Here is a 15810-nt window from a genome sequence, read left to right as displayed (position 1 = left end):
TACACTGTTAACGCCGCGCGTTAAAGAATGGAACTGTGGGGAATCGCAACAGATTTCAGCGGTTAAGCCGATTGAGAAAGGCCGCATCAAATGCGGCCTGGACGGGGATCACGCTTCGCTTTCCACGCGCAACGCATCAGGCGGTAACGCAACGCTAAGAATCACCGGCTGGAAAGCCTCGCGATCGCCGAAGAGTTTGGATACACCTTTTGCTACGATAAAGCCGCCGATGCCGCCTAAGAGCGCGCCACAGGCCGCAGCCAGATCGCTGGCGAACAGCATTTGGAAGATGCCCGCCACTAAAAACAGGCCAAACAGCGGCGTCATGTAAACCAGCAAAGCGGAACCCAACAAACTGCTTTCGCGGATGCCTAACTCGATGCGCTGGCCGGGTTGCAACGGCTCCGCACTGGCGATAGTCATCACGTGGGCATTTTTCGGCCCCAGCTGATTAAGCGCGTGGCTGCCGCAGCCTTTACGCGCTGAGCAGCTGTTACAAGACGTTTTCGCTTCCGTGTGCAGGGTGGCAATGCCTTCTTTCCACGCCACCACGGTGGCCCATTCTCTCATCATTTTGGTGAACCCGAATCTATGCTGTCCGCAATACGTTTAGCCGTGGCTGGCGGTAACTCGCCCACCACCGTGATTTCGTTATTATTGCGTACTTCTGTCTGCACCGTACGACGCCCAGTGCGCAATGCCTGCACGCTGCTGCTTTTATCGGCTGGCGTAACGTTGATGGCGAAGCTAAACAGACCATCGCTGTACAGGCGCGATTCGACCGTTTTGTTCATCGACGGGATATCACGGCGACTTTGTGAGATCAGTTTCATGCCCGCCGGGAGCCAGCCTGGCTGCCAGCTGAGTTCAACTTTATCACCCGCCGGTAAAGACAGCGATGGCGGCAAGTTGGCCTTCTCCAGCCCTTGCATCAAGTTGCGCACGCCTTCATCGACGGCAAAGCTGATGACGCGGAACTGCTCCAGCGTTTCACCATCACGATCGAGCAGATCGATGCGCAGCGGCAATTTGGTATCCACATCCAGCCACACGACATAGCTGTAGCGCGTGCCATCACGTGACACGATGCGCACCACTTCGCACATTTGATCGGCCATGCGCGAGCGACCAACAGGAATGAAATCATAGGCTTCACCCAAACGGGAGAAGTCGGCAAACATCAAACCAGGTAACGCATCGATGATGTGATTGCCCGGCAGCGAGAAGGGATCTAATCCCGGCTCGAAATAGCTGATGTCGTTTCCACGCTGGATCACTTCACGGCGCGGCCCGTCCATCTGCAACAGTTGGGCGAAGATACGATTGTCGATAACCGCGTGGCGATAACGCAGGGATTCAATGCCGAGACGCGAGACATTGATGTAGGCAAATTCGTAGTTAAGGTTCTGGCTTGCCTGCTCCATCTGTTGTAACAACACCCCGGACGCAGAGGTCTGCGCCGAGGCGATAGATGAGCAAAACAGGCTGCCTGCCAGCAGGCTAACGGCACACCAAAGCTGCTTCATTACTGCTGCTGAGTTCCTAACGACTGATTTCCGGGAACATTAGCCTGAGCCTGTTGCGGATCGTTTTTCTCAAACTGAACCTGATCGGCATGCAGACGACGTTGCAGTTCATAATCCTGTAGCATGGCATTGACGCGACGACGCTGCTCCTGCACCTGCTGATTAGAGCTGTTGGTGTCAAAGGCTTCAGAAGGCACGCCTAAGCTAACCGGAGAAGCTTTACCCATCATCGGCAAGGTATTGAATGCCGGTGAATCGGACGCTTCAGTCGCGCTGCCGGTGGGTGAACTGTTGTAGTGCTGAACACCGACAATCACCGCCAGTGAAACACAAGCAGCAACACCGACTTGCGTCAGCTGTGCCGCCCAACTGCCACCGCGACGCCAGAACGGCATCTTCTCGTAACGTGACGGCTCAGGCTGCGCTTCAGGGATCAGCGAAGTGACTATGCGTGCCGGCTCGTTTTCGATGGCCGCAGCCACACGTGCGGAGATATCAAAATGCAGCACTTCTCCGATATCACCTCGTAAGGTGTCGCGGATGAGATGGTAGCTTTCCCAGCTTTGCTGAAGATCCGCATCCTTAGATAACGACGCCAACAGCTCGTTATCTAATGTTTCACCATCCATTAAAGCGGAAAGTTTTTCTTTCTGCATGCCTTGGTACCCTTCCAGTAGCCGTTATCACTGACGTTGGATAAGCGGTTGAACTTTATTATCAATAGCCTCTCGTGCACGGAAGATACGCGAACGTACGGTACCGACCGGACAATCCATGATGACGGCAATCTCTTCGTAACTCAGGCCATCCAATTCCCTGAGGGTAATGGCCATACGAAGATCTTCGGGAAGCGCCTCAATGGTACGAAAGACGATTTGTTTCAGTTCCTCAGACAACATTAAGTTCTCAGGGTTCGAAATTTCTTTCAGTGCACCTGCACTTTCGAAATTTTCCGCATCAATTGCATCCACATCACTGGATGGCGGACGTCGCCCCTGAGCAACCAGATAATTTTTTGCTGTATTGACCGCGATGCGGTACAGCCATGTATAAAAGGCGCTGTCGCCACGGAACGATTCCAGTGCGCGATACGCTTTAATAAAAGATTCCTGAACCACATCAGGCACATCGCCTGACGGAACATAGCGTGAAACCAGGCTCGCCACTTTATGCTGGTATCGAATCACCAGTAAATTAAAGGACTTTTGATCTCCCTTCTGAACCCGCTCAACGAGAACCTGATCCGTTAACTGCTCGCTCATCCGAGGTAATATCTCCCCAAAACTTTTTTATGCGTAAGTGAACTGCCAGCACATCTCATTGTTCTGAGCAAGCATGCGCTTAGAGTGACCAAATGGTCTGAAGTTCACTACGACCAGAATTTTTCCGTATCGGAACCACGACATCATTGTTGTTGATTGTCTTTCAGTGTAGCGACTTGCCACGCTGGTGGTGTCTTTTGCGGCACCGATAATCGCTGGCAGAGTACCTTATGACGCCGTCATTTTCACCTTTATTACCTGAATTTTCAGAGTGTTTGATATAAAAAACACGTTGTGCGCAATTTCAGAGTTAACTTACTGAATTCACGTTATTATCTTCCTTTGCTGAATAATTTTTCCGCGCAATTTGTTCAAAATACTTCACAGCATCCCCATCCGGGCTTATGCTCAAGCCACCTTTTGTTTAGTAAATTAAACACCATGACTTCTCTCCCGGAATATCAGTGTGATGTCCTCATCGTCGGCAGCGGTGCGGCAGGTTTATCGTTAGCGCTGCGCTTAGCGCCGCATTATCAGGTTACCGTGCTGAGTAAAGCGCAGGTGAATGAGGGCTCAACGCTGTATGCGCAGGGCGGGATTGCGGCGGTGTTTGACGAAACAGACAGCATCGAATCACACGTTGAAGACACGCTGGTTGCCGGCGCAGGTTTGTGCGACCGCGATACGGTGAGCTTTATCGCCAGCAACGCGCGTCACTGCGTACAGTGGCTGATTGATAACGGCGTCGCCTTCGACAAAGAGCCGCAGGCTGATGGCGAAGCGCGTTATCACCTTACGCGCGAAGGTGGACACAGTCATCGCCGCATTCTGCACAGCGCCGATGCCACCGGCCGCGCGGTAGAAACCACGCTGGTAAGCCGGGCGTTGAGCCATCCCAACATCCGCATTATCGAACGCACCAATGCGGTGGATTTGATTCTCTCCGATAAGCTTGGCCTGCCCGGCAAGCGTCGCGTGGTTGGCGCGTGGATTTGGAACCGTAAGCGTGAGCAGGTGGAAACCTGTCGCGCGCGCGCCGTGGTGCTAGCCACTGGCGGCGCAGCAAAAGTCTATCAGTACACCACTAATCCGGACGTAGCGTCTGGCGATGGCATTGCCATGGCATGGCGCGCCGGTTGCCGCGTGGCGAACCTCGAATTCAATCAATTCCATCCCACCTGTTTATTCCATCCGCAGGCGCAAAACTTTCTGCTGACGGAAGCACTGCGCGGAGAAGGCGCCTGGCTGTTGCGTCCTGACGGCACGCGCTTTATGCCTGACTTTGATGAGCGTGCCGAGCTGGCGCCGCGCGATATTGTGGCGCGCGCCATCGATCATGAGATGAAACGGTTAGGCGTCGATTGTATGTATCTTGACATCAGCCACCAGCCGGAAAGCTTTGTGCGCGCGCACTTCCCGATGATTTACGAAAAGTTGCTGACCTTTGGCCTCGATCTCACCAAACAGCCGATTCCAATTGTGCCAGCAGCGCATTACACCTGCGGCGGCGTGATGGTCGATCGGCAAGGCCGCACTGACGTGGATGGGCTGTACGCGATAGGTGAAGTGAGCTATACCGGCTTGCATGGCGCAAACCGTATGGCATCCAACTCTTTGCTGGAGTGCCTGGTCTATGGTTGGTCAGCGGCTGAAGATATGATCGCACGCTTGCCGGACGTCGCGGCGGTCGAGCATCTGCCCGCGTGGGACGAAAGCCGCGTTGATGATGCCGATGAACGCGTAGTGATCCAACATAACTGGCATGAACTGCGGCTATTCATGTGGGATTACGTGGGCATTGTGCGCACCACTAAGCGTCTGGAGCGCGCACTGCGGCGCATTAATTTGCTGCAACAGGAGATCGACGAGTACTACGCGCACTTCCGTCTCTCTAACAATTTGCTCGAGCTGCGCAATCTGGTGCAGGTCGCCGAACTGATGGTGCGCTGTGCGCTGGAGCGTAAGGAGAGCCGAGGGCTGCACTTTACCCTCGACAATCCCGATTTGCTGGATGAAGCGTTACCAACCATCCTGCAGCCCGAAGTTAGCGGAATAGGTAAAAGTCTTTCACGAGGCTGAGCCAGTCGGCTGAATAGCTTTTATCTTCATCACGAATGGCGAGACGTTCCAGCAACGTTTCGCCGGCGGAGGGCGAAAAGCCCAACACCACGCGATTCGGCGGGCGCTGCGCATAGGCAGCGACATCGTAGCGATAACGCAGATGCCAGCCATCCGCCAGCGCCAGTGAAATCAATGCTTCGCCTGCTTCAGCCGGCAGCACCACACAAAATAGTCCTTCCTCTTCAATCAACTGGGCGGCACAGCGCAGCAGCGTGAGATGGTCGAGTGTGGCGGTGCTGCGTGCGGTATCACGCGCGACACTGCCTGTTGCCATGCCGGGCGCAAAAAACGGCGGGTTGCTGACGATGAGCGAAAAGCGTTTTTCACACTGCTCGCTCCAGCTGACAATATCCTGATGGTGCACATGAATGCGATTTGCCCACGGCGAGGCCTGCATATTTTCCTGCGCCTGTTGCGCCGCACTGGCTTCCAGTTCGACCGCATCAATCTCTACCGAATCGGGCGTGCGTTGCGCCAGCATCAGCGCTATCAACCCGCTGCCGCAGCCAATATCGAGGATACGACGCGTACCTGCCACTGGCGCCCAGGCCCCGATTAACACGCCATCGGTGCCGACTTTCATCGCACAGCGATCGTGCGCCACGAAAAATTGCTTAAAGGTAAAACCATCTTTTCTTAACGTCGGCCGCACCTGCGGCTGGTCCTGAGACATACTTCACTACCATTGAATTTTTTACTGCCGGAAGTGTAACGTGGTGGCGATGGGAATTCACCTGCGCCTGTAATACCTACACAAACAGATGAAGATTATATTCGTTCTGTCTATAATCAGCGCCCCAAACTGAGGTAGACCATGACCGTAACCACATTCTCCGAACTCGAACTCGACGAAAGCCTGCTACAAGCTTTGCAGGAAAAAGGCTTTACTCGCCCTACTGTTATTCAGGCCGAGACCATTCCTGCCGCGCTGGAAGGCCGTGACGTTCTGGGTTCGGCTCCAACCGGGACGGGGAAAACTGCAGCGTTTTTGCTGCCCGCTTTGCAGCACTTGCTCGATTTCCCGCGCAAGAAATCAGGCCCACCACGCATTCTAATCATCACCCCAACGCGCGAACTAGCGATGCAGGTTGCCGATCACGCGCGCGAACTGGCTAAACACACGCATCTGGATATCGCCACCATCACCGGTGGTGTGGCGTATATGAACCATGCCGAAGTGTTCAGCGAAAACCAGGACATCGTCGTCGCGACTACTGGCCGTTTGCTGCAGTACATCAAAGAAGAGAACTTTGACTGCCGCGCAGTAGAAACGCTGATTCTTGATGAAGCTGACCGTATGCTCGATATGGGCTTCGCGCAGGACATCGAGACCATCGCCGCAGAAACCCGCTGGCGCAAACAGACGCTGCTATTCTCGGCGACGCTGGAAGGCGATCACATTAAAGACTTCGCCGAGCGTTTGCTCAACGAGCCAGTCTTTATTGAGGCCGACCCAAGCAAAAGCGAACGTAAAAAGATTCAGCAATGGTATTACCGCGCCGACGATCTGCAGCATAAAAACAAGCTGCTGATTCACCTGTTGAAACAGCCAGACGCCACCCGCGTCATCGTATTTGTGCGTAAACGTGAACGTCTGCATGAGCTGGTCACCTGGCTTCATGAAGCCGGCATTCGCACCAGCTATCTCGAAGGCGAAATGGTGCAGGTTAATCGTAACGAAGCGATCAAACGTATGAATGATGGCCGCGTTACGGTGATGATTGCCACTGACGTTGCTGCGCGCGGTATCGACATTGACGATATCTCGCACGTGATTAACTACGATTTGCCGCGCACCGCCGATACCTATCTGCACCGCATCGGCCGTACCGCGCGTGCAGGCCGTAAAGGTACCGCCATCTCGCTGGTTGAAGCGCACGATCACGTGCTGCTGGGCAAAATCACCCGTTACATCAACGAGCCGTTGAAAGCGCGTGTGATTGATGAGCTGCGTCCGGAAAGCCGTGCGCCAAGTGCTAAAGTGACGGGAAAACCGTCGAAAAAAGCCCTTGCGAAGCGTCAAGAGCGTAAAGAGAAAGAACAAGAGAAACCGCGCGTCAAACAACGCCATCGCGATACCAAAAATGTGGGTAAACGCCGCAAGCCAAGCGGTAGCGATACACCCGAGTCTGGTGCGGAATAAAACAGCACTCGCTGTAATTAATCGCCTCTTTTGAGGCGATTTTTTTGTTTTAAGCGTAGCGAAAAAGCACTTTCGCTATCAAATGCCCTCAAGCAGCCTTCTTTTAAACTCGGCCTATAAAAAAAGCCGCGCCAATCAACATTGGCGCGGCTTGTATTGCTGTGTGTCTTTTCGTCAGCGCTGCAATTACAGGCTTTCGGTGAATGTACGTGTAATCACGTCACGCTGCTGCTCTGGCGTCAGCGCGTTAAAGCGCACGGCATAGCCAGATACGCGAATGGTCAACTGCGGATATTTTTCCGGATGATTGACGGCATCTTCCAGCGTTTCGCGACGCAGCACGTTGACGTTCAGATGCTGACCACCTTCGATGCGCACCTGCGGCTTCTGCTCAAGTGGAATTTCACGGTAAGCGATTTCGCCGAGGTCGCTGATAGCAACAACCTGATCTTCCGCGAAATCCCCTTTGGCGCACAGGCAGCGCGCTTCGGCTTTATCATCGTCCAGCAGCCAGAATGAGTTCAACAGCTGTGGATTATTTGCCTGAGTAATTTGAATACCGGTAATCATAGTAGGTCTCCAGGGCTTTACGCTGTCGCAACCGGACAGCGAGGTTCATAAGGTTTTGGAATGCTGTGGTATATCACTGCAAGAAACCCGCCGTTTTGACCTGTATCAATTTCGTCCAGTCACTATTGCAAGCTGAAAACCTAACAACATGATTCATAACAACTTCACTCGATAACTTTTTACGTAAATATTCAAATTATTTTTACCCTTCTGCTGTTGAGTCCGACACGTTAAGCTAGGCGCACTATTTTGCAGGGAGTCAATGATGGCTGAGAAGCTGACCTGGCACGACGTGCTGGCTGAAGAGAAAGAGAAACCTTACTTCGTGGAAACGCTGAAAGCGGTGGCCAATGAACGCGCTGCTGGCGTAACGGTGTATCCGCCGCAGAAGGATGTGTTTAATGCCTTCCGGCTGACCGAACTGGGCGATATCAAAGTAGTGATTTTGGGCCAGGATCCTTATCACGGCCCAAATCAGGCGCATGGTCTGGCCTTTTCTGTGCTGCCCGGCGTGGCGATCCCGCCGTCATTACTGAATATGTACAAAGAGCTGGAGCAGGATATACCAGGCTTTGTGCGCCCTACGCACGGTTTTCTTGAAAGCTGGGCAACGCAAGGCGTGATGCTGTTGAACACCGTGTTAACGGTGGAAGCCAGCAAGGCCCATTCGCACGCGCGCTTCGGCTGGGAAACTTTCACTGATAACGTCATTAGCGCCATCAATCAGCATCGCGAAGGGGTGATTTTCTTGCTGTGGGGTTCGCATGCGCAGAAGAAAGGCAGCATCATTGATACGCAACGCCATCATGTATTGAAAGCGCCGCACCCTTCCCCGCTCTCCGCGCATCGCGGCTTTTTTGGCAGCAAACACTTCTCAAAGGCGAATGCGCTGCTGAACCAATCAGGCCAGTCACCCATCGATTGGATGCCGGTGCTGCCTTAAAAACAAACGGCCGCATTAAGCGGCCGTTGTTATGATAGCGACGGATTAGCCTTTGGCTTTGGTCACTGCCACCATCGCCGGACGCAGCAGGCGACCGTTGAGGGTGTAACCGCGCTGCATCACCATCAGCACGTGATTGGGTGCCATCTCTTCTGATTCCATCATCGACATCGCCTGATGGATCTCTGGATTGAATGGCACATTGGTTTCGCCAACCACTTCCACGCCAAACTTACGCACCGCGCCCAGCAGCGACTTCAGCGTCAGCTCGATACCTTCAATCATTGAAGCCAGTTCAGCGTTATCTTTGTTTGCGACTTCCAACGCGCGCTCCAGGCTATCGATCACTGGCAGCAGCTCGTTGGCAAATTTTTCCAGCGCAAATTTATGCGCCTTTTCCACATCCATTTCAGTACGACGACGGATATTCTCGATTTCCGCCTGCGCACGCAGCTGAGCATCACGCACGCCGGTTTGCGACACGGCTAACTCGGCTTCCAGTTGCGCGATACGCTCATCACGCGGATCCACCTCAGCGGTTGTCTCTGCGTCCACGTGCTGCTGATCCTGTTGAATTTCGTCTGAGACTTGCTCGTTTGGGGTGTTCTGTTCTTTACTACTCATGAATTTCTCCGCGTTTTGCACATTCATCTCGCTGGTTGGCTTATTATGGGGATCAGTTTGACGGTTTCAAGTAAACCCATCACATTGCCTGGCCGTTTTGGCTTATAAGGAACTCGCGCTAAATGAACAAACACTTTAACTGCATCGGGATTGTCGGCCATCCGCGCCATCCTACTGCGTTAACCACCCATGAAATGCTCTGGCGCTGGCTAACGGCAAAGGGTTATGAGGTGATTGTCGAGCAGCAGATTGCGCGCGAACTGGATTTGAAAAATGCCGAAACCGGCAGCCTTGCGGATATTGGTCAACGCGCTGATTTAGCGGTTGTAGTAGGTGGCGATGGCAACATGCTGGGTGCTGCCCGCGTGCTGGCGCGCTATGACATCAAAGTCATTGGCATTAACCGTGGCAATCTCGGTTTTCTGACCGATCTCGATCCGGACAACGCGCAGCAGCAGCTGGACGATGTGCTGCAGGGCGATTACTTCGTCGAAAGTCGCTTCTTGCTCGAGGCGCAGGTGTGCAAAGAAGATTGCTCGCCGCGTATTGGTAGCGCCATCAATGAAGTGGTGCTGCATCCCGGTAAAGTCGCGCACATGATTGAATTCGAAGTCTATATTGATGAGGTGTTTGCCTTTTCACAGCGCTCCGATGGTTTAATTATCTCCACGCCAACCGGTTCAACCGCCTACTCGCTCTCGGCGGGCGGTCCCATTCTGACGCCGTCACTGGATGCCATTACGCTGGTCCCGATGTTCCCGCATACGCTCTCAGCGCGTCCGCTGGTGATCAATAGCAGCAGCACCATCCGCCTGCGTTTTTCTTCCCTGCGCAGCGATCTGGAGATCAGCTGTGACAGCCAGATTGCCTTGCCGATTCAGGAAGGTGAAGACGTTCTGATTCGCCGCAGCGCTAATCACCTCAATCTAATCCATCCAAAAAATTACAACTATTTTAATACCTTAAGTTCAAAGTTGGGTTGGTCTAAAAAATTGTTCTGAAAATCAGCACTGACTACTTTACTGTATAAAAAACCAGGATATACTGTATGTAAAACCATATCTGTTTTTACATACAGGTGATTCTATGCTGGCACAACTGACCATCAGTAACTTTGCTATCGTTCGTGAACTGGAGATCGACTTTCATCGTGGTATGACCGCGATCACGGGTGAAACCGGCGCAGGTAAATCTATCGCCATCGATGCGCTAGGCCTGTGTTTAGGCGGACGCGCTGAAGCAGATATGGTGCGTCAGGGTGCCAGTCGCGCGGATATCTGCGCCCGCTTCCAACTCAAAGCTTCGCCTTCCGCACAGCGCTGGCTGGTGGAGAATCAGCTGGATGAAGGCAATGAGTGTCTTCTGCGTCGTGTTATTAGCGCGGATGGTCGTTCGCGTGGCTTTATCAACGGCACGTCGGTGCCGCTGTCGCAGCTGCGTGAACTCGGTCAATTATTGATTCAGATTCACGGCCAGCATGCCCATCAGCTGTTGCTCAAATCCGATCACCAAAAACATCTGCTGGATGCTTATGCAGCCCACGATCATTTGCTGTCTGACATGCGCCAGCACTATCAGCGCTGGCATCAGAGTTGTCGCGCGCTGGCGCAGCATCAGCAGCTCTCGCAAGAGCGTGAATCACGTCGCGAGCTGCTGCAATATCAGTTGAAAGAACTCAATGAATTTGCCCCGCAGCTGGGCGAATTTGAACAGATTGATGAAGAGTACAAACGTTTGGCGAACAGCGGCCAGTTGCTGTCCACCAGCCAGCAAGCATTGCAAATTCTCGCCGATGGTGATGACACCAACCTGCAGAGCCTGCTGTATAGCGCCCGTCACATGCTGGGTGAACTGGTGACGTTGGATAATAAAGTCAGCGGCGTGTTCAATCTGCTGGAAGAAGCCGCAATTCAGCTCAGCGAAGCCAGCGATGAATTGCGTCACTACTGTGAACGTCTGGATCTCGATCCCAATCGCCTGCATGAGCTGGAGCAACGTCTGTCACGGCAGATCGCGCTGGCGCGTAAGCATCATGTCTCACCTGAAACCTTGCCGGTGCTTTATCAGCAGCTGCTGGATGAAGCAGAACTGCTTTCGCAGCAAGAGAGCGATCAGGAAACCCTGCAATCTGAAGTCGTCGCGCACCATAAAGCCGCGCTAGCAAGTGCTGAAAATCTGCATCAATTGCGTGAACACTCTGCTCAAGAGTTGAGCCAGCTGATTACGCAAAGCATGCGCACGCTGGCGATGCCGCACGGCCAGTTTGCAATTGTGCTGGAGTTCAATGCCGATCAACTTACCGCAGATGGCGCAACGCGTATTGATTTCCGTGTCACGACTAACCCAGGCCAACCGCTCCAGCCGCTGGGTAAAGTAGCATCCGGCGGTGAGCTGTCGCGTATTGCGCTGGCGATTCAGGTGATCACTGCACAGAAAATGGAAACGCCAGCGATGATCTTCGATGAAGTGGATGTCGGTATCAGCGGCCCAACCGCCGCAGTGGTAGGCCAAATGCTGCGTCAACTGGGCGAGTCAACCCAGGTGATGTGTGTGACACACCTTCCGCAGGTTGCTGGCTGCGGTCATCAGCACTTCTACGTCAGCAAAGAGACGGATGGCGCGATGACAGAAACCCATATGCAGCCGCTGGATAAACGCGCGCGTCTGCAAGAGTTGGCGCGTTTACTGGGCGGCAGCGAGGTGACGCGCAACACGCTGGCCAACGCTAAAGAACTTTTAGCCGCCTGATACCGCACTTTTTTCCTGGCTGGTGGTCATATGCTTGCTCTGTAGAGGTTTCAAATAGCGAAAAGGTTTATTATCATCGGCAGTTATGTCGTCTGAGTAATAAAGCCTGCCGCAGGCAGAGTTCAGAATTTGATGGCAAAAAAATAGCCTGCTGAAAGGCGTTTGGCCCCAGAAAAGGAATGTATAGATGCGCTGTAAAACGCTGACTGCCGCGGCAGTAGTAATGTTGATGATGACCGCTGGATGTTCCACCCTTGAGCGCGTTGTGTATCGTCCGGATATCAATCAGGGGAATTACCTGGTCGCCAACGATGTGTCGAAGATTCATAACGGCATGACGCAGCAGCAGGTTGCCTACACGCTCGGTACGCCGATGATGCGCGATCCATTTGGCAGCAACGTTTGGTATTACGTGTTCCGCCAGGAACCAGGTCATGAAAGTGTGAAACAGCAAACCCTGACGCTGACCTTTGACAGCAATGGAACGTTGACCAACATCGACAACAAGCCGAAGCTCACTGGCAAAGAAGGCTAAGTGAACGGCAATAAAAAAGGCGCTTAAGCGCCTTTTTTTGTTTTTACTTTCTGACTATTTCTTTTCAGCTGAACGCTCTGCGCGTTGACGCCGCAACTCTTTCGGATCGGCTATCAGCGGACGATAAATCTCAATGCGATCACCATCCTGCACGACATCAGCCAATTTTACCGGGCGGCTATAAATCCCGACCTTATTCGAGTTCAGGTCAATATCTTTACGCAGTGACAGCAAACCCGACGCCTTGATCGCTTGCTCAACTGTTGCGCCTTCCTGAAGCATGACGGCACGCAAATACTGCTTATCGGGCAGTGCGTAAACCACTTCCACGCTGATATCAGGCACGATAAACCTCTTTCGCGCGCTGGCTGAATGCCTGCACCATGCTGTTCGCCAGCTCTTTAAAGATGCGGCCGAACGCCATTTCTACCAGCATATTGGTGAACTCAAAATCGAGGTTCAACTCAACTTTGCAGGCATCATCACCCAATGAGGTGAAATGCCAGCCGCCTGTCAATTTACGAAACGGGCCATCAACCAACTGCATCAATATGCTTTGGTTGCTGATCAGCGTATTGCGCGTGGTGAAAGTTTTACTGATGCCGGCTTTCGAGACATCAACGGCCGCGGTCATTTGATCTCCGCTGTTATCCAGCACGCGACTGCCGGTGCAGCCCGGCAGAAACTGAGGATAAGCATCCACGTCATTCACAAGACGGTACATCTGCTCAGCGCTATAGGGGACCAGCGCTGAACGACTAATCTGGGCCATAATGGTTCCTGTTCATCACAAAACCATTGAATAATACCATTTTCGGTCACCAAACAAAAATTCACGGCTTTGCTTGCTGTGCTAAAATGGAGTGTTTTTTACCGCCCTGCAGGACAGGGGATGCGCCCATAAACTGAGTGATGTAGACTACGCCGCACTATGACAAAGAAAAAAGTTAACAAACCCGGTTCAGCCACTATTGCCCTCAATAAACGCGCACGTCATGAATACTTCATTGAAGAAGAGTTCGAGGCGGGTATGTCGTTACAAGGATGGGAAGTCAAATCACTGCGTGCCGGTAAGGCAAACATCAGCGATAGCTACATTCTGCTGCGTGATGGTGAAGCTTACCTGTTCGGCTCCACTTTCCAGCCGCTAGCGGTGGCTTCAACGCATGTGGTGTGTGACCCCACCCGAAGCCGCAAGCTGCTGCTAAAACAACGCGAACTCGATTCGCTGTATGGCCGCGTTAACCGTGAAGGCTTTACCGTGGTTGCACTGTCGATGTACTGGAAAAATGCCTGGGCCAAACTGAAAATCGGGGTGGCACGCGGTAAGAAAGAGCACGACAAGCGTGACGACGTTAAAGAGCGCGAATGGAAGATGGATAAAGCGCGTATTATGAAGAATTCAAAGCGTTAAGCGCTGGATCTTGACGCCACTTATCTGTAGTATTGAAATTTCTTGGGGCTGATTCTGGACTCGACGGGATTGTGAAGCCTTAGGAGCATGCCGAGGGGCGGTTTGCCTCGTAAAAAGCCGCAAAAAAATAGTCGCAAACGACGAAAACTACGCTTTAGCAGCTTAATAACCTGCTTTGAAGCCCTCTCTCCCTAGCTTCCGCTCTTAAGACGGGGATCAAGAGAGGTCAAACCCAAAAGAGATCGTGTGGATGCCTTGCCTGGGGTTGAAGCACTAAATCTAATCAGGCTAGTTTGTCAGTGGCGTGTCTGTCCGCAGCTGGCCGGCGAATGTAAAGACTGACTAAGCATGTAGTGCCGACGGTGTAGTAATTTCGGACGCGGGTTCAACTCCCGCCAGCTCCACCAAAATTCTCCATCGGTGATTACCAGAGTCATCCGATGAAGTCCTAAGAGCCCGCATGGCGCAAGCCCTGCGGGCTTTTTTGTGCCCTCAATTTGTCCCGCGAAGTCCGAACTAAACTAATTAAATCCGAACCTTTTAGGCACCTTGTTAGGCACCTCATAAAGCTTTATTGTTTTTGAGGTGCCTAAAACTATGGAAACCCGGTAATGGCAAGACAAACCAAACCTCTATCCGTTAAGGAAATCGAATCTGCCAAACCCAAGGAAGCGGACTATGTGCTCTATGATGGCGATGGCCTTGAGCTACTGATCAAATCCAGCGGAAGTAAAATCTGGCAATTTCGCTACATTCGCCCTGTCACCAAGAAACGTGCGAAGAAGAGCATAGGCCCCTACCCGGCAGTTACGCTTGCCGATGCTCGAAGCTATCGGGCAGAGTCTCGCTCACTCTTGGCGAAACAAATCGATCCCCGGGAACATCAGCAAGAACAACTGCGCAGTTCGCTTGAAGCCAAAACTAATACTTTCCAACTCGTGGCTGAACGTTGGTGGAATGTGAAGAAAGCCAGTGTGACCGAGGACTATGCAGAGGACATTTGGCGATCTTTGGAAAGAGATGTCTTTCCTGCAATTGGTGACGTCAGCGTTACAGATATTAAAGCTCATACTTTGGTTCAGGCCGTGCAACCGGTTCAGGCCAGAGGAGCACTGGAAACCGTTCGTCGCCTGTGCCAACGCATTAATGAGGTCATGATCTATGCCCAAAACACAGGGCTGATTGATGCTGTTCCCAGCGTTAATATAGGTAAAGCCTTTGAGAAACCTCAGAAAAAGAACATGCCCAGCATTCGTCCCGATCAGTTGCCTCAGTTAATGCAGACAATGCGAACGGCCAGCATTAGCCTTTCAACACGATGTCTGTTCATGTGGCAACTTCTTACTATTACCCGCCCTGCCGAAGCTGCTGAAGCTCGCTGGGAAGAGGTAGACATAGAAGCGCAAGAGTGGAAGATTCCCGCATCACGAATGAAAATGAACCGTGACCATACTGTTCCATTGTCAGATGAAGCAATAGCGATACTGGAGATGATGAAGCCGTTAAGTGGAAATCGAGAATTTATCTTTCCCAGTCGCATCAAGCCAAACCAGCCGATGAACAGTCAGACCGTAAACGCATCGCTAAAACGCGCAGGTTTTGGTGGGGTGCTCGTTTCACACGGTTTGCGATCTATTGCCAGTACAGCCCTCAACGAGCAAGGTTTTCCGCCTGATGTTATTGAAGCTGCGCTGGCTCATGTGGACAAAAATGAAGTACGTCGCGCTTACAATCGCAGTGACTATCTCGAGCAACGTCGCCCAATGATGCAATGGTGGTCTGATTTCGTTATGGCTGCTGATCGCGGAAGTATGATTGAGGGAGGTATGAAAGGAATACGTTTAGCGGTGTGACGGATAACTAGTGACAGTTCCTACTTTAGTACTGTACTGAATGAGGCATTAAATTTCAGCCCCGTAAGTGC

17 protein-coding genes and 1 other RNA gene are annotated in these 15810 nt (G+C 52.4%); 9 read left to right on the top strand and 9 right to left on the bottom strand.

All coding sequences use genetic code 11. From position 1 onward, the window contains the following. Positions 1 to 108: 108 nt before the first annotated feature. The 4 genes from rseC to rpoE are packed head-to-tail and all read right to left on the bottom strand — an operon-like array spanning position 109 to position 2788. Entirely contained in the window at positions 109 to 573 is a 465-nt protein-coding gene (gene rseC / locus PanJK_RS12685; RefSeq protein ID WP_008101521.1) for a SoxR-reducing system protein RseC, read from the bottom strand. Beyond that, the gene (gene rseB / locus PanJK_RS12680; protein WP_256697143.1) at positions 570 to 1526 is read right to left on the bottom strand and encodes a sigma-E factor regulatory protein RseB; all 957 of its coding nucleotides are present in this window, start codon (positions 1524 to 1526) and stop codon (positions 570 to 572) included. The genes rseC and rseB overlap by 4 nt, the downstream gene beginning before the upstream one ends. Then, positions 1526 to 2182 (bottom strand): anti-sigma-E factor RseA, encoded by a 657-nt coding sequence (gene rseA, locus PanJK_RS12675; protein WP_265300111.1) that lies wholly within the window; start codon positions 2180 to 2182, stop codon positions 1526 to 1528. Before rseA ends, rseB begins: the two co-directional genes overlap by 1 nt. Positions 2183 to 2209: 27 nt before the next feature. Next, complete coding sequence (rpoE, locus tag PanJK_RS12670) at positions 2210 to 2788, bottom strand: RNA polymerase sigma factor RpoE (protein WP_007886161.1); 579 nt, start codon at positions 2786 to 2788, stop codon at positions 2210 to 2212. Between the two features lie 441 nt (positions 2789 to 3229). Between rpoE and nadB the strand changes: the two genes are divergently transcribed. After that, positions 3230 to 4867, top strand: a complete 1638-nt coding sequence (nadB, locus tag PanJK_RS12665) for an L-aspartate oxidase (protein ID WP_265300107.1) — start codon at positions 3230 to 3232, stop codon at positions 4865 to 4867. Here nadB and trmN read toward each other — a convergent pair. Beyond that, positions 4833 to 5582 carry a tRNA(1)(Val) (adenine(37)-N(6))-methyltransferase TrmN gene (trmN, locus tag PanJK_RS12660; protein ID WP_265300105.1) on the bottom strand — a complete coding sequence of 250 codons (750 nt, stop codon included), beginning with the start codon at positions 5580 to 5582 and terminating at the stop codon, positions 4833 to 4835. The genes nadB and trmN overlap by 35 nt on opposite strands. A 141-nt stretch (positions 5583 to 5723) precedes the next feature. On the opposite strand from trmN, the gene srmB reads away from it, so the two are divergent. Continuing rightward, positions 5724 to 7052: an ATP-dependent RNA helicase SrmB gene (srmB, locus tag PanJK_RS12655; protein ID WP_256697146.1), complete on the top strand. Its 1329-nt coding sequence runs from the start codon at positions 5724 to 5726 to the stop codon at positions 7050 to 7052. A 186-nt stretch (positions 7053 to 7238) separates the two neighbouring features. Here the strand turns inward: srmB and grcA are convergent, their stop codons facing one another. Beyond that, positions 7239 to 7622, bottom strand: coding sequence for an autonomous glycyl radical cofactor GrcA (grcA, locus tag PanJK_RS12650; RefSeq protein ID WP_008101535.1), 384 nt, complete (start codon positions 7620 to 7622; stop codon positions 7239 to 7241). 265 nt (positions 7623 to 7887) lie between these two features. Here grcA and ung point away from each other — a divergent pair, with 265 nt between their 5' ends. Then, positions 7888 to 8565: a uracil-DNA glycosylase gene (ung, locus tag PanJK_RS12645; protein ID WP_265300101.1), complete on the top strand. Its 678-nt coding sequence runs from the start codon at positions 7888 to 7890 to the stop codon at positions 8563 to 8565. 45 nt (positions 8566 to 8610) lie between these two features. Here the strand turns inward: ung and grpE are convergent, their stop codons facing one another. Beyond that, the gene (gene grpE / locus PanJK_RS12640; RefSeq protein WP_154155627.1) at positions 8611 to 9189 is read right to left on the bottom strand and encodes a nucleotide exchange factor GrpE; all 579 of its coding nucleotides are present in this window, start codon (positions 9187 to 9189) and stop codon (positions 8611 to 8613) included. A gap of 122 nt (positions 9190 to 9311) precedes the next feature. On the opposite strand from grpE, the gene nadK reads away from it, so the two are divergent. The 3 genes from nadK to bamE all read left to right on the top strand — a co-directional run bounded on the left by nadK (position 9312) and on the right by bamE (position 12472). Further along, on the top strand, positions 9312 to 10190 hold the full coding sequence (gene nadK, locus PanJK_RS12635; protein ID WP_008101540.1) for an NAD(+) kinase: 879 nt from the start codon (positions 9312 to 9314) through the stop codon (positions 10188 to 10190). A gap of 85 nt (positions 10191 to 10275) precedes the next feature. Continuing rightward, positions 10276 to 11937: a DNA repair protein RecN gene (gene recN, locus PanJK_RS12630; RefSeq protein WP_265300097.1), complete on the top strand. Its 1662-nt coding sequence runs from the start codon at positions 10276 to 10278 to the stop codon at positions 11935 to 11937. Between the two features lie 187 nt (positions 11938 to 12124). Further along, positions 12125 to 12472: an outer membrane protein assembly factor BamE gene (gene bamE / locus PanJK_RS12625; RefSeq protein ID WP_061718027.1), complete on the top strand. Its 348-nt coding sequence runs from the start codon at positions 12125 to 12127 to the stop codon at positions 12470 to 12472. A gap of 54 nt (positions 12473 to 12526) precedes the next feature. Here bamE and PanJK_RS12620 read toward each other — a convergent pair whose 3' ends face one another. Continuing rightward, entirely contained in the window at positions 12527 to 12817 is a 291-nt protein-coding gene (locus PanJK_RS12620) for an RnfH family protein (protein WP_265300094.1), read from the bottom strand. Next, on the bottom strand, positions 12810 to 13244 hold the full coding sequence (locus PanJK_RS12615) for a type II toxin-antitoxin system RatA family toxin (RefSeq protein ID WP_008101549.1): 435 nt from the start codon (positions 13242 to 13244) through the stop codon (positions 12810 to 12812). Before PanJK_RS12615 ends, PanJK_RS12620 begins: the two co-directional genes overlap by 8 nt. A gap of 159 nt (positions 13245 to 13403) precedes the next feature. Between PanJK_RS12615 and smpB the strand changes: the two genes are divergently transcribed. The 3 genes from smpB to PanJK_RS12600 all read left to right on the top strand — a co-directional run bounded on the left by smpB (position 13404) and on the right by PanJK_RS12600 (position 15739). Further along, positions 13404 to 13886 (top strand): SsrA-binding protein SmpB, encoded by a 483-nt coding sequence (smpB, locus tag PanJK_RS12610; RefSeq protein ID WP_007886141.1) that lies wholly within the window; start codon positions 13404 to 13406, stop codon positions 13884 to 13886. 44 nt (positions 13887 to 13930) lie between these two features. Beyond that, positions 13931 to 14293: a transfer-messenger RNA gene (gene ssrA, locus PanJK_RS12605) on the top strand. Positions 14294 to 14497: 204 nt separating this feature from the next. Next, positions 14498 to 15739, top strand: a complete 1242-nt coding sequence (locus tag PanJK_RS12600; protein ID WP_265300088.1) for an integrase — start codon at positions 14498 to 14500, stop codon at positions 15737 to 15739. Positions 15740 to 15810 lie beyond the last annotated feature (71 nt).

Source organism: Pantoea sp. JK, from assembly GCF_026130245.1.
Classification (GTDB): Bacteria; Pseudomonadota; Gammaproteobacteria; order Enterobacterales; family Enterobacteriaceae; genus Pantoea; species Pantoea trifolii.
This window is presented reverse-complemented; position numbering and strand designations above follow the sequence as displayed.

Bases quoted from the DNA above. Each gene is read 5' to 3' on its own strand.
- rseC (WP_008101521.1), bottom strand. From the start codon at position 573: ATGATGAGAGAATGGGCCACCGTGGTGGCGTGGAAAGAAGGCATTGCC.
- rseB (WP_256697143.1), bottom strand. From the start codon at position 1,526: ATGAAGCAGCTTTGGTGTGCCGTTAGCCTGCTGGCAGGCAGCCTGTTT.
- rseA (WP_265300111.1), bottom strand. From the start codon at position 2,182: ATGCAGAAAGAAAAACTTTCCGCTTTAATGGATGGTGAAACATTAGAT.
- rpoE (WP_007886161.1), bottom strand. From the start codon at position 2,788: ATGAGCGAGCAGTTAACGGATCAGGTTCTCGTTGAGCGGGTTCAGAAG.
- nadB (WP_265300107.1), top strand. From the start codon at position 3,230: ATGACTTCTCTCCCGGAATATCAGTGTGATGTCCTCATCGTCGGCAGC.
- trmN (WP_265300105.1), bottom strand. From the start codon at position 5,582: ATGTCTCAGGACCAGCCGCAGGTGCGGCCGACGTTAAGAAAAGATGGT.
- srmB (WP_256697146.1), top strand. From the start codon at position 5,724: ATGACCGTAACCACATTCTCCGAACTCGAACTCGACGAAAGCCTGCTA.
- grcA (WP_008101535.1), bottom strand. From the start codon at position 7,622: ATGATTACCGGTATTCAAATTACTCAGGCAAATAATCCACAGCTGTTG.
- ung (WP_265300101.1), top strand. From the start codon at position 7,888: ATGGCTGAGAAGCTGACCTGGCACGACGTGCTGGCTGAAGAGAAAGAG.
- grpE (WP_154155627.1), bottom strand. From the start codon at position 9,189: ATGAGTAGTAAAGAACAGAACACCCCAAACGAGCAAGTCTCAGACGAA.
- nadK (WP_008101540.1), top strand. From the start codon at position 9,312: ATGAACAAACACTTTAACTGCATCGGGATTGTCGGCCATCCGCGCCAT.
- recN (WP_265300097.1), top strand. From the start codon at position 10,276: ATGCTGGCACAACTGACCATCAGTAACTTTGCTATCGTTCGTGAACTG.
- bamE (WP_061718027.1), top strand. From the start codon at position 12,125: ATGCGCTGTAAAACGCTGACTGCCGCGGCAGTAGTAATGTTGATGATG.
- PanJK_RS12615 (WP_008101549.1), bottom strand. From the start codon at position 13,244: ATGGCCCAGATTAGTCGTTCAGCGCTGGTCCCCTATAGCGCTGAGCAG.
- smpB (WP_007886141.1), top strand. From the start codon at position 13,404: ATGACAAAGAAAAAAGTTAACAAACCCGGTTCAGCCACTATTGCCCTC.
- PanJK_RS12600 (WP_265300088.1), top strand. From the start codon at position 14,498: ATGGCAAGACAAACCAAACCTCTATCCGTTAAGGAAATCGAATCTGCC.